Origin of the sequence: Klebsiella sp. LTGPAF-6F (assembly GCF_001753185.1) — a bacterium.
Taxonomy (GTDB): Bacteria; Pseudomonadota; Gammaproteobacteria; order Enterobacterales; family Enterobacteriaceae; genus Klebsiella; species Klebsiella michiganensis.
In genome coordinates this window covers 5,756,979-5,769,800 of the sequence record NZ_CP017450.1, presented here as the reverse complement: position 1 = coordinate 5,769,800, position 12,822 = coordinate 5,756,979, and the positions used below count along the sequence as shown (strand labels likewise).

The 12,822-nt window shown below is 55.7% G+C and carries 9 protein-coding genes and 1 pseudogene; 7 read left to right on the top strand and 3 right to left on the bottom strand.

The features are described 5' to 3' along the window. Window position 1 precedes the first annotated feature (1 nt). The 3 genes from ftsE (at window position 2) to rpoH (ending at window position 2,832) form a co-directional block, all read left to right on the top strand. Window positions 2-670, top strand: coding sequence for a cell division ATP-binding protein FtsE (gene ftsE / locus BJF97_RS27085; RefSeq protein WP_004106557.1), 669 nt, complete (start codon window positions 2-4; stop codon window positions 668-670). Beyond that, a complete protein-coding gene (gene ftsX, locus BJF97_RS27080; protein WP_025106848.1) occupies window positions 663-1,721 on the top strand; it encodes a permease-like cell division protein FtsX in 1,059 nt (352 codons plus the stop codon). The genes ftsE and ftsX overlap by 8 nt, the downstream gene beginning before the upstream one ends. 256 nt (window positions 1,722-1,977) lie before the next feature. Beyond that, entirely contained in the window at window positions 1,978-2,832 is an 855-nt protein-coding gene (rpoH, locus tag BJF97_RS27075) for an RNA polymerase sigma factor RpoH (RefSeq protein ID WP_004106554.1), read from the top strand. Between the two features lie 32 nt (window positions 2,833-2,864). Here the strand turns inward: rpoH and pdxR are convergent, their stop codons facing one another. Beyond that, window positions 2,865-4,379 (bottom strand): MocR-like pyridoxine biosynthesis transcription factor PdxR, encoded by a 1,515-nt coding sequence (pdxR, locus tag BJF97_RS27070; protein WP_014839712.1) that lies wholly within the window; start codon window positions 4,377-4,379, stop codon window positions 2,865-2,867. Window positions 4,380-4,496: 117 nt separating this feature from the next. Between pdxR and BJF97_RS27065 the strand changes: the two genes are divergently transcribed. Beyond that, complete coding sequence (locus tag BJF97_RS27065; RefSeq protein ID WP_014839711.1) at window positions 4,497-5,762, top strand: 4-aminobutyrate--2-oxoglutarate transaminase; 1,266 nt, start codon at window positions 4,497-4,499, stop codon at window positions 5,760-5,762. Between the two features lie 398 nt (window positions 5,763-6,160). On the opposite strand, the pseudogene BJF97_RS27060 reads toward BJF97_RS27065, so the two are convergent. Continuing rightward, a pseudogene (locus BJF97_RS27060) lies at window positions 6,161-7,164 on the bottom strand (IS110-like element IS4321 family transposase). 73 nt (window positions 7,165-7,237) lie between these two features. Between BJF97_RS27060 and BJF97_RS27055 the strand changes: the two are divergent. Next, window positions 7,238-8,482, top strand: a complete 1,245-nt coding sequence (locus BJF97_RS27055) for an aromatic amino acid transport family protein (protein WP_032694228.1) — start codon at window positions 7,238-7,240, stop codon at window positions 8,480-8,482. A 256-nt stretch (window positions 8,483-8,738) separates the two neighbouring features. After that, entirely contained in the window at window positions 8,739-9,842 is a 1,104-nt protein-coding gene (locus BJF97_RS27050; protein ID WP_145974713.1) for a branched-chain amino acid ABC transporter substrate-binding protein, read from the top strand. Window positions 9,843-10,845: 1,003 nt separating this feature from the next. On the opposite strand, the gene panM is transcribed toward BJF97_RS27050, so the two are convergent. Continuing rightward, window positions 10,846-11,232: an aspartate 1-decarboxylase autocleavage activator PanM gene (gene panM, locus BJF97_RS27045; RefSeq protein ID WP_025107865.1), complete on the bottom strand. Its 387-nt coding sequence runs from the start codon at window positions 11,230-11,232 to the stop codon at window positions 10,846-10,848. Window positions 11,233-11,652: 420 nt separating this feature from the next. Here panM and livK point away from each other — a divergent pair, with 420 nt between their 5' ends. After that, complete coding sequence (livK, locus tag BJF97_RS27040; RefSeq protein WP_032694230.1) at window positions 11,653-12,762, top strand: high-affinity branched-chain amino acid ABC transporter substrate-binding protein LivK; 1,110 nt, start codon at window positions 11,653-11,655, stop codon at window positions 12,760-12,762. Window positions 12,763-12,822: the final 60 nt, after the last annotated feature.

Sequence of the window (12,822 nt, the reverse complement as noted above, 5' to 3'; positions counted from 1 at the left end):
AATGATTCGCTTTGAACAAGTCAGCAAAGCCTATCTCGGTGGGAGACAAGCGCTGCAGGGGGTGACTTTCCATCTGCAGGCGGGCGAGATGGCGTTTCTGACCGGCCATTCCGGCGCGGGGAAAAGTACCCTGCTGAAGCTTATCTGCGGTATCGAACGGCCCAGCGCCGGCAAAATCCTTTTCGGCGGCCATGATATTAGCCGCCTGAAGAGCCGCGAGGTGCCGTTTTTGCGCCGTCAGATTGGCATGATTTTCCAGGACCACCATCTGCTGATGGACCGAACCGTTTACGATAATGTAGCGATCCCGCTGATTATCGCCGGCGCCAGCGGGGATGACATCCGTCGCCGCGTCTCGGCGGCGCTGGATAAAGTCGGGCTGCTGGACAAAGCGAAAAACCTGCCGATTCAGCTTTCAGGCGGGGAACAACAGCGCGTGGGCATCGCCCGCGCGGTGGTGAACAAACCTGCGGTCCTGCTGGCGGATGAACCGACCGGTAACCTCGACGAGGCGCTGTCGGAAGGGATCTTACGTCTGTTTGAAGAGTTTAACCGCGTTGGGGTGACGGTGCTGATGGCGACGCATGACCTGGGGCTTATCTCCAGTCGTCCGTACCGCGTCCTGTCCCTCAGCGAGGGGCATATGCATGGAGGCCACATCGGTGAATAAGCGCGAGGCAATGAACCACATTCGCCGATTCGGCAATCGATTCGACCGTTTCCGCAATGCGGGCGGAGCGGGCGGTAGCGGCGGGCGCAATGCGTCGAAGCGGCCAAAAGCGGCGCCGAATCCGGCTTCCCGCAAGAGCAACGTATTCAATGAACAGGTGCGCTACGCCTGGCACGGCGCGGTACAGGATCTGAAAAGCACGCCGCTGGCGACGTTTCTGACGGTGATGGTGATCGCCATTTCGTTGACCCTGCCAAGCGTGTGCTACATGGTCTACAAAAACGTCAGCACCGCGGCGTCGCAGTATTATCCCACGCCGCAAATCACTGTTTATCTGGAAAAAACGCTGGATGACGATGCGGCTGCCCGGGTAGTCGGCCAGCTGCAGGCGGAGCAGGGCGTCGAGAAGGTTAACTATCTGTCGCGCGATGAAGCCCTTGGCGAATTCCGCAACTGGTCAGGCTTCGGCGGCGCGCTGGATATGCTGGAAGAGAACCCGCTGCCGGCGGTGGCGATCGTGGTGCCGAAGATTGATTTCCAGAGCGTTGAAGCGCTGAACACGCTGCGCGACCGCGTGAGCCACGTTCAGGGCGTTGATGAAGTGCGTATGGATGACAGCTGGTTTGCGCGGCTCTCGTCGCTGACCGGGCTGGTCGGACGCGTTTCGGCGATGATCGGCGTACTGATGGTGGCGGCGGTCTTCCTGGTGATCGGCAACAGCGTGCGTCTGAGCATCTTCGCCCGCCGCGATACCATTAACGTGCAGAAACTGATTGGCGCGACCGACGGCTTTATTCTGCGTCCGTTCCTTTACGGTGGGGCGCTGCTGGGGTTCTCCGGCGCGTTTCTGTCGCTGATCCTGTCGGAAATTATGGTCATGCGCCTGTCGTCGGCGGTCACCGAAGTGGCGAAAGTCTTCGGCACGCAGTTTGAACTCAGCGGCTTAGGCTTTGACGAGTGCCTGCTGATGCTGATTGTTTGCTCGATGATTGGCTGGGTCGCCGCCTGGCTGGCAACCGTTCAACATTTACGTCACTTTACTCCCGAGTAGTAAAAATCTGGTATAATCTTTCCCTGCACTGAATATCTCTCTGCAGGGAAAGAGTCCCTGTCGACGCTTCCCTAAACTTCATAACCATGTCACATTTTGTGCGTAATCTATTCACATCATTGCATGGAACTTGTGGATAAAATCACTGTCTGATACTAATGTGAGTGATATTCTCGTTGCTCATCAATGCTGGCATGTTTGTTGCTCCGTTGTGAGGACAGAAAGATGCCAGAAGATATCGATTGAGAGGATTTGAATGACCAAAGATATGCAAACTTTAGCCTTAGCCCCCGTTGGTAACCTGGAATCGTACATCCGGGCTGCTAACACTTGGCCGATGTTATCGGCTGATGAAGAGCGGGAGCTTGCTGAAAAGCTGCATTACCAGGGCGATCTGGAAGCAGCGAAAAAGCTGATCCTGTCTCACCTGCGCTTTGTTGTTCATATTGCTCGTAACTACTCGGGCTATGGCCTGCCGCAGGCGGATCTGATTCAGGAAGGCAACATTGGCCTGATGAAAGCCGTGCGCCGTTTTAACCCGGAAGTGGGCGTGCGTCTGGTTTCCTTCGCCGTGCACTGGATCAAAGCGGAAATTCATGAATACGTGCTGCGTAACTGGCGTATCGTGAAGGTCGCGACCACGAAAGCACAGCGTAAGCTGTTCTTTAACCTGCGCAAAACCAAGCAGCGTCTGGGCTGGTTTAACCAGGATGAAGTCGAAATGGTGGCCCGCGAGCTGGGCGTGTCGAGCAAAGACGTGCGTGAGATGGAGTCACGTATGGCGGCGCAGGACATGACCTTCGACATGTCGTCGGATGATGAGTCCGATAGCCAGCCGATGGCGCCGGTGCTCTATCTGCAGGATAAAACGTCTAACTTTGCCGACGGCATTGAAGACGATAACTGGGAAGAGCAGGCGGCAAACAAGCTGACCGACGCGATGCAGGGTCTTGACGAACGTAGCCAGGACATCATCCGCGCCCGCTGGCTGGACGAAGACAACAAGTCCACGCTGCAGGAGCTGGCAGACCGCTACGGCGTGTCGGCTGAACGTGTACGTCAGCTTGAAAAGAACGCCATGAAAAAACTGCGCGCCGCTATCGAAGCCTAATCTGAGCGCCAGTCCCCCGATAACGCCCCACATTACGATGGGGCGTTTTGTTTTTCTGCCTCCGCCAGCGCCTGCGGGCAGTGCATTTTCAGACACTCAAGCAGGACGTTGAACGCCGGTTCCATCTGCGTTTCCGGCTGCGAAGCAAAACCCATCAACAGCCCTTTCTTCCGCTGCGCCGTCAGGTAATAGCGCGACAGCGGACGCACCAAAATATGGCGCGCGTTGGCATCGCGGGCAATCGCCACGTCATCCGCCTCATCCGGCAAATTCAGGATCAAATGCAGTCCGGCATTATCGCTGAAGTCCGACAGCGCGTGCGGCCCGCAGTGCCGCTGAATCAGCTCGGTCAAAAAGACGCGACGGCGGCTGTAGAGCAGGCGCATGCGGCGAATATGCGCCGAGTAATGACCGGCGTTGATAAATTCCGCCAGCGCCAGCTGAATAAGCGAATGGCCGCCGCGGTAGAGCTCGGCGTGGGCGTTTTTGAGTTCAGCCGCCAGCGGGCGAGGCAGCACGACGTAGCCCAGCCGCAGCCCCGGGTAGAGCGTTTTACTGAACGTACCGACGTAGACCACCGGCGCTTCGGGGACTAAGCCCTGTAGCGCCGGGATCGGCTGGCCGGAAAAGCGAAACTCGCTGTCGTAATCATCTTCCACAATCCAGCTGCCGTGCTGATGGGCCAGGGTGAGCAGGCGCTGTCGGCGCTCAAGGCTCATTACCGCGCCAAGGGGGTACTGATGGGATGGCGTAACGAAGATCAGCCGCGGCGCTTCGGCTATGCTTTCGGGCGGACACAGGCCGCTGGCATCAACCACTACGGGCTCGGCCCGCACTTCATTCATCGCCAGCACATGGCGAATGCCCCAGTAGGACGGCTCCTCCACCCAGGCGAGATCGCCGCGGTCGCACAGCATGCGGGTGATCAGGTCGATAGCCTGGTGGATCCCTTCAGTAATAAGAATTTGATCTGCCTGGCACTGAACGCCGCGCGCTACTCTCAGATAGTCCACCAACGCGTGCTGCAGCTCGGCCGTTCCGCCGTTACAGCTATAGCTGAGCTGTTCGGGTTTTGGACGGCGGCTGATACGCGCCTGGATTTTACTGAACAGCGGGTGGGGAAACGCATTGACGTCCGGTACGCCGGGGATAAACGCCCCCCACTGACGCGGACTGGCGCTGATGTGCCCCAGCAGATGCTGGCCGCGCCGGGAGATGGGCGCGCTGGCTGCTGGCGCAGGGCTGCTTTCACTGGCGCTGCTGGCGGGAAGAAACATATCGGGCAGCGTTTTCGCGACGAATGTTCCGCTGCCGCGACGGGACACGACGTACCCTTCAGCCAGCAATTGTTCGTAAACTGTTAAAATTGTGTTGCGCGACATTCTCAGCTCTCCCGCCAGATCCCGTGAAGGGGGCAGGCGGCTATGGGGCGGGAGAGAACCATCCAGAATGGCGTGGCGAATCGCCTTGTAAAGGCGCTTGTGCAGGAGCGGGTCGGTTTCTTTCTGCAATCTGACCAGCACCAGGTCTGCGATAAGCGAACGCAATTGGATCCCTCAGATAATCTGAATTGGTACTCGATTATAGGGCCAAATCCTGTGTAAATAAACGACATAGTTTCGGATTTGTTGCGATAACGTGACACACATGACAGGAGATTCTCGGTGAAAAGTTCAGAACTGAATCAGCGTCGCCAGCAGGCGACTCCGCGCGGCGTAGGGGTGATGTGCAGCTACTTTGTTGAGAAAGCGGAGAACGCTACGCTGTGGGATATTGAAGGGAATGAGGTGATCGATTTCGCCGCCGGCATCGCGGTGCTGAATACCGGCCATCGCCACCCCAAAATCGTTGCCGCCGTTGAACAGCAGCTGCAGGCCTTTACCCACACGGCTTACCAGATTGTCCCGTACGAAAGCTATGTCACGCTGGCCGAGCGGATTAACGAACTGGCGCCGATTGACGGTCCGGCAAAAACGGCGTTCTTTACCACCGGGGCGGAAGCCGTTGAAAACGCGGTGAAAATCGCGCGCGCTTATACCGGTCGTCCGGGGTTGATTACCTTCGGCGGCGGCTTCCACGGCCGTACGTTTATGACCATGGCGCTGACCGGCAAAGTGGCGCCTTACAAGATTGGTTTCGGCCCGTTCCCGGGCTCGGTTTATCACGCCGTCTACCCTAACGCCGCCCATGGCATTACCACCGCCGATGCGATGAAGAGCCTGGAGCGCATTTTCAAAGCGGATATCGCGGCCGATCAGGTGGCGGCGATTGTGCTGGAGCCGATTCAGGGGGAAGGCGGCTTTAACGTTGCCCCGCCTGAGTTTATGCAGGCGCTGCGCGCGCTGTGCGATACCCACGGCATTCTGCTGATTGCCGATGAAGTACAAACCGGCTTTGCGCGCACCGGCAAGCTATTTGCGATGCAGCACTATGATGTGAAGCCTGACCTGATGACGATGGCCAAAAGCCTGGCCGGCGGTTTCCCGCTCTCCGGCGTGGTAGGTCGCGCCGAGGTGATGGATGCGCCTGCGCCGGGCGGTCTGGGCGGCACCTATGCCGGTAACCCGCTGGCGGTCGCGGCCGCGCATGCGGTGCTGGACGTGATCGAAGAAGAACAGCTGTGCCAGCGCGCTGAGCGCTTAGGCAGCCATCTGAAAGAGGTGCTGAATCAGGCGCGTCAAAGCTGCCCGGCGATTGCTGACGTACGAGGCCAGGGGTCGATGGTGGCGGTAGAGTTTAACGATCCGCAAACCGGCGAGCCGTCGGCGGAGATCACCCGTCAAATCCAGCAACAAGCCCAGGAGAACGGCCTGCTGCTGCTGAGCTGCGGCGTCTATGGCAACGTCATTCGCTTCCTCTATCCGTTAACGATTCCGGATGCGCAGTTTACGAAAGCGCTGGATATTCTGGCCCGCGTGCTGAAGGGCTAGTCAGTCTTACATCCAGTTGCGGCGGCAGGGAAGCCCAACAGAAACAGGAAGCCGCAGTCTGGTTATTCATGCTCAGCGTGAGTGGTATTTCACCCTGATATCACCTTTTTTCCGGCGGCGCACGCTGCCGGAATAAAACGGAATCTATGGTCACTCCCGTTTTTGCAACACCGATTTTGACGACAAGTTGGCTTGCTTGAATCTATCCGGCGTCTGAATGGGATTTTATTCCCGCGCCTTGATGAGTTCCGCGCCTGATGAACCTCCAGAAAATATACGGCTTCAATGAGCCTTTCCGTTTTACAGGTTCCTCAACAGGCCGGTGGGCCGTTAGTATCATCAATATCAGTATTCGCAAAACCAGATCAGTAATTCTTTAAACCGGTGTATTTCTGCCGTTATGCTACATAAGTTTGCTGTCGTGCCGTTAGGGCCCAGGCTATTCTGGCCAGCTTGTTTGCCAGAGCACAAGTGACGACAAAGTTGCTTTTCCGGCACAGTAAATCCCTGACCCAATCGGCCAATTTGCCAGACTGGTGTTCCAGTTTTTGTATGAATACCCTGGCACATTGAACCAACAAAGTTCGGATCTTTTTATTACCTCGCTTACTAATTCCCAGCAATGTCGTCCTACCTCCCGTACTGTACTGCCGAGGTACAAGCCCTGTTGCCGCCGCAAAGTCACGGCTGCTGGCGTACTGCTTCCCGTCGCCAATCTCAGTTGAAATAGTACTCGCTGTCAGTGTTCCGACGCAGGGAATGCTCAGCAAGCGCTGTCCAACCTCATCTTCGTCCAACTTTCGTTTCAACTGGGATTCCAAATCTTTAATCTGCTCAACAAGATAGTGATAATGCTGTTGTAATTTCAGCAATAACTGGCTGAGGTAAAGAGGCAAACTATTATCCTCAAGAATGGTACTCAGTCGGCTAATAACGGCAGCTCCTCGGGGAACGCTAATGCCAAATTCCAGCAGAAAAGCATGCATTTGATTGGTTGTTTTTACCTTATCCTGAACCAGGGATTCACGGACACGATGCAGAGCCCGCATTGCCTGCTGAGATTCCGTTCTGGGCTGCACAAAACGCATAGACGGACGCGATGCAGCTTCACAAATAGCTTCGGCGTCGACAAAGTCGTTTTTATTGCTTTTAACGAACGGGCGGACAAATTGTGGTGATATCAGCTTTGGGGAATGCCCCAACCCTTCCAACTTGCGTGCCATAAAGTGAGAACCGCCACAGGCTTCCATTGCGATGGTTGTAGCGGGGCATGTCGCCAAAAATTCGATCAACTTTGGCCGGGTAAATTTTTACGGTAAACAGCCTTCCCGCGACGATCCTGGCAATGAATATGGAAAGAGTTTTTACCCAGATCGATACCAATGAGCGCAATGTTTTCCATGATAGTTCTCCGAATGAAAGCCTGTCCTCAGCATAGTACCGGGAAGGAGGGAGTGACCATCTCATTAAATATTATGTCTGACAACTCCACCTTTTCTCCGGCTCTGACGAGCCGGGAGCGTACCGCTGTACCTGCAAAATCCCTCAGTTTCATTGAAGGCGTGTCGATGATCGTCGGCACCAATATCGGCGCTGGGGTGCTATCCATCGCCTATGCCTCCAGCAAAGCGGGCTTTCTGCCGCTGCTGTTTTGGCTGATTGTGGTCGGTAGCCTGACGACCATCACCATGCTCTACGTGGCGGAATCGACGCTGCGCACGCGTAAGCATCTGCAGCTTAGCGGCCTGTCGCAGCGCTACGTCGGCCGCTTTGGCGCGCTGATGATGTTCCTCTCCGTTTGCGTCAACAGCGTCGGCGCGCTGACGGCTTATATGACCGGCAGCGGAAAATTATTGCATTCGTTATTCGGCATCTCGCCGGCCCTGGGCAGCGCGCTGTTTTTTATTCCGGCGGCCGGGGTGCTTTATCTTGGCCTGAAGGCGATTGGCAGGGGTGAGAAATTCATCAGTATCGGCATGGTCGTTATGATAACCATTTTGGTTGCCGCGACGTTGCTGAAAGAAACCGCGAGCGTGAGTTATTTACTTGAAGGTAACTGGCTGTATATGGTGCCAGTGTTTAATGTGGTCGCGTTCTGCTTCTCCGCGCAGTATATCGTGCCGGAAATGGCGCGCGGTTTCGCCGATAAACCGGAGAAGCTGCCGAAGGCTATTATGGTGGGGATGTTATTAACCTTTTGCCTGCTGGCGCTGGTCCCGCTTTCGGTGATTGCATTAAGCGGGCTGGATAATATTTCTGATGTGGCAACCATTTCCTGGGGCAGGGCGCTCGGCGAGTGGGCTTTCTTCTCGGCAAATCTTTTTGCGCTCTGCGCGATGCTGACCTCCTATTGGGGGCTGGGCGGAAGCTTCCTGACCAATATTTTCGATCAGTTTCGCCTGGGTAACGACGAGCAGCCGTTCAAACGCTTTAAGGTGCTGTTAGTGGTCGCCGTGCCGCCTTTTATTCTGGCCTATAGCGGGATGGTGTCCTTCGTGAACGCGCTCTATTTTGCCGGAGTATTTAGCGGGGTGATTTTATCTATCATGCCGATCCTGATCCTCAAAGGCTCGCGTCGGCAGGGTGACATCACCCCCGGCTGGACCTGCCCGGCGCTAATCACGCATCCCTTAATCCAGATCTTCATCGTATTGCTCTATCTTTGCAGCGCCGCCTACGCCATCGCTTCGGCCTTTGGCTACCTGCCTGCGGGCTGGTAGTCGCGTTGCTCATGCCACCGCGTTCGGTTTATTCCGGCGCGGGTTTTTATTTGTCACTTATCTGTTACATACTCCGCAATTTTATCGTTTCCAATTCTCCTGAATGACGGTATGTTTAGCATAGTGTGCTGCAAAAGCGCAGGCGGCAGACCCTAATCTAACTATCATATGCTTTTCTTATGTGTCTAATTAGAATAATGCGCTAATAAACAACATCACAACAAATGCAAAAACCATAATAATGGGGAGCCTCAGGATGAATATGAAGGGTAAAGCGTTACTGGCAGGATGTATTGCCTTAATCATGAGCGGTGCGGCAATGGCCGAAGATATCAAAGTCGCCGTCGTTGGCGCGATGTCCGGTCCGGTAGCGCAGTACGGTGACCAGGAGTTTACTGGCGCAGAGCAGGCCATTGCCGATATCAACGCCAAAGGCGGTATCAAAGGCAATAAGCTGCAGATGGTAAAATACGACGACGCCTGTGACCCGAAACAAGCGGTTGCCGTCGCTAACAAAGTGATTAACGACGGTATCAAATACGTTATCGGCCACCTGTGCTCTTCTTCCACCCAGCCGGCGTCTGATATCTATGAAGATGAAGGCGTGCTGATGATCACCCCGGCGGCCACCGCGCCGGAGCTGACGGCTCGCGGCTATCATCTGATTCTGCGCACCACCGGTCTGGACTCCGATCAGGGGCCAACCGCTGCCAAATACATCCTGGAAAAAGTGAAGCCGCAGCGCATCGCGATTGTCCACGACAAACAGCAGTATGGCGAGGGCCTGGCCCGCGCGGTACAGGATAACCTGAAGAAGGGCGGCGCTAACGTGGTGTTCTTTGACGGTATCACCGCCGGTGAGAAAGACTTCTCTACCCTGGTGGCGCGTCTGAAGAAAGAGAATATCGACTTCGTCTACTACGGCGGCTACCACCCGGAGATGGGGCAGATCCTGCGTCAGTCTCGCGCCGCTGGCCTGAAAACGCAGTTTATGGGGCCGGAAGGGGTAGCGAACGTGTCCCTGTCTAATATCGCGGGCGCTTCTGCGGAAGGTATGCTGGTCACCAAGCCGAAAAACTACGACCAGGTTCCGGCGAACAAACCGATTGTGGATGCGATCAAAGCGAAGAAACAGGATCCAAGCGGCGCGTTCGTGTGGACCACCTATGCCGCGCTGCAGTCGCTGGAAGCGGGCCTGAATCAGTCAGAAGATCCGACTGAAATCGCTAAATACCTGAAGGGCGCAACGGTCGACACCGTAATGGGGCCGCTCACCTGGAACGAGAAGGGCGATCTGAAGGGCTTCGAGTTCGGCGTGTTTACCTGGCATGCTAATGGTACGGCGACCGACGCCAAATAATTTAACCTGCGCCTTTCACGCCGCAGATGCGTTGTCTGCGCCCCTCAACCCCGGTCACTTACCGATGTAAGCTCCCGGGGATTTCGGGTCTTGACGCCTTTCTGCAACGCGAAATGCTGGGTTAAATGAAAGGGGCCTTTCACGCCGCAGATGCGTTGTCTGCGCCCCTCAACCCCGGTCACTGACTGATGTAAGCTCCCGGGGATTTCGGGTCTTGACGCCTTTCTGCAACGCGAAATGCTGGGTTAAATGAAAGGGGCCTTTCACGCCGCAGATGCGTTGTCTGCGCCTCTCAACCCCGGTCACTTACTGATGTAAGCTCCCGGGGATTTCGGGTCTTGACGCCTTTCTGCAACGCGAAATTCTTGGTTAAATCAGTTGATCCTTGCCTCTTCGCATAGGCGAGGAGAAAGGTAAAAGCAAAAAGGCAACGTAAGTTGCCTTTTTTAGTCGGTAGCCCGGGTAAGGCGTTACGCCGCAACCCGGGGAATGCGCCGGAGTTGATGCATTGATGCGGTTTCTTCCCGGGTCGCGCTGCGCTTACCCGGGCTACAGGCTGGTGCGGTCTGGTTTTTTGTAGCCCGGGTAAGGCGTTACGCCGCAACCCGGGGAATGCGCCGGGGTTGATGCATTGGTGCGGTTTCTTCCCGGGTCGCGCTGCGCTTACCCGGGCTACAGGCTGGTGCGGTCTGGTTTTTTGTAGCCCGGGTAAGGCGTTACGCCGCAACCCGGGGAATGCGCCGGGGTTGATGCATTGGTGCGGTTTCTTCCCGGGTCGCGCTGCGCTTACCCGGGCTACAGGCTGGTGCGGTCTGGTTTTTTGTAGCCCGGGTAAGGCGTTACGCCGCAACCCGGGGAATGCGCCGGAGTTGATGCATTGGTGCGGTTTCTTCCCGGGTCGCGCTGCGCTTACCCGGGCTACAGGCTGGTGCGGTCTGGTTTTTTGTAGCCCGGATAAGGCGTTACGCCGCAATCCGGGAATGTTCAGCCTTCTTTCGCCGATTTATTGCTTTTTTACCCAACCGCCGGTTTGCGCGTTAAAGCCCAGCGCCTGCATAAACGCCGCCATCACGCCGCGGTCTTCCACGTCGGCATCCGCGATGCGCCAGCTGCCGATCTCTGGATTATCCCTTAGCACCTCTTCCACTAAATACTGTCCGACGCCGCGACGGCGGGTCACTTCACGCACGCACAGCGCGCTGAGTTCGCCCTCAACGCCGTTTAGCGTTACGCGAACCGCGGCCAGCAGGCGCTCATTGAAGCGGGCGGCATAAATACGATGGCTTTCATCCAGAGCCAGCGCCGCAAGATCCTGCGACGGCCAGATTTTACCTAAGTCGATGCGATCCTGATCGCTGAAGTGCTGTAAACGAATAATGGTCAGTTTCATACGCGAGGGTCCAGTCAAAACAGAGGCGTTAGTGTATCCAAATTCCCTGCCAGGCGGAGCGCCGTTTTTTGCCTGTTCATCAGGGGATTCGTTTTCCTGGAAGGAGCAGGGTAGAGCAATTCATCATGGATCGAAAAATAAGCAGAATTTTAACCTGATATGTAGCGTTTTATTCCGCCTTATGTATCGTTATTTTATGCTGTTTACTGGACTTTTTTTGTTTATCTTCCAGCAAATACAGAATATTATCTTTGCTTAATCGCCTGAAAAATAGAGATTTTACTCTGTATTCAGGCAAAAAACCTCGCTAAACCATTAAAGATAATGGTAAAAGTAGCGTTGTTTAATAAAAGTACAGAATGCTTTTTAACCATAAAAATACAAAATATTTACACCACATCACGAACGGGGTTCTGCAGCATGAAAAGGAACGCGAAAACGGTTATCGCGGGGTTAGTCGCACTGGCGATGTCCCAGGCGGCTTTTGCCAAAGATATTAAGGTCGCCGTTGTTGGCGCGATGTCTGGCCCGGTAGCCCAGTGGGGCGATATGGAATTCAACGGCGCGCGCCAGGCGATCAAAGATATTAATGCCCAGGGCGGCATCAAGGGCGATAAGCTGGTTGCCGTGGAGTACGATGACGCCTGCGACCCGAAACAGGCCGTTGCGGTGGCGAACAAAATCGTCAATGACGGCATTCAGTACGTTATCGGCCACCTCTGCTCTTCTTCCACCCAGCCGGCATCCGATATCTATGAAGATGAAGGCATTCTGATGATCTCCCCGGGCGCGACCAACCCGGAGCTGACCCAGCGCGGCTATCAGTACATCATGCGTACCGCCGGTCTGGACTCTTCGCAGGGGCCAACCGCCGCAAAATACATCATGGAAACCGTCAAGCCGCAGCGTATTGCTATCATTCATGATAAGCAGCAGTACGGCGAAGGCCTTGCGCGTTCTGTCCAGGAGAGCCTGAAAAAAGGCGGCGCGAATATCGTCTTCTTCGACGGCATTACCGCCGGTGAAAAAGACTTCTCCGCGCTGCTGGCGCGCCTGAAAAAAGAGAATATCGACTTCGTTTACTACGGCGGCTACTACCCGGAAATGGGCCAGATGCTGCGCCAGGCGCGCTCCGTGGGCCTGAAAACCGTGTTTATGGGCCCGGAAGGCGTGGGTAACGCGTCGCTGTCCAACATCGCGGGCGATGCGGCGGAAGGCATGCTGGTGACGATGCCAAAACGCTATGACCAGGACCCGGCCAACAGCGCTATCGTTGACGCGCTCAAAGCCGAGAAGAAAGACCCGAGTGGTCCGTATGTCTGGATCACCTACGCCGCCGTGCAGTCGCTGGCGCAGGCGATGGACCGGGCCGGAAGCCAGGAGCCGCTGGATTTAATCAAAGATCTAAAAGCTCACGGCGCGAAAACCGTGATTGGGTCGCTGAATTGGGACGAAAAAGGCGATTTGAAGGGATTTGAATTTGGTGTCTTCCAGTGGCACGCGGACGGGTCATCCACCCTCGCGAAATAAGCCATAAGACAAGTTATCCCACCGCCCGTGCAAAGCGGGCGGGTAGAAAAAGGTTACCTT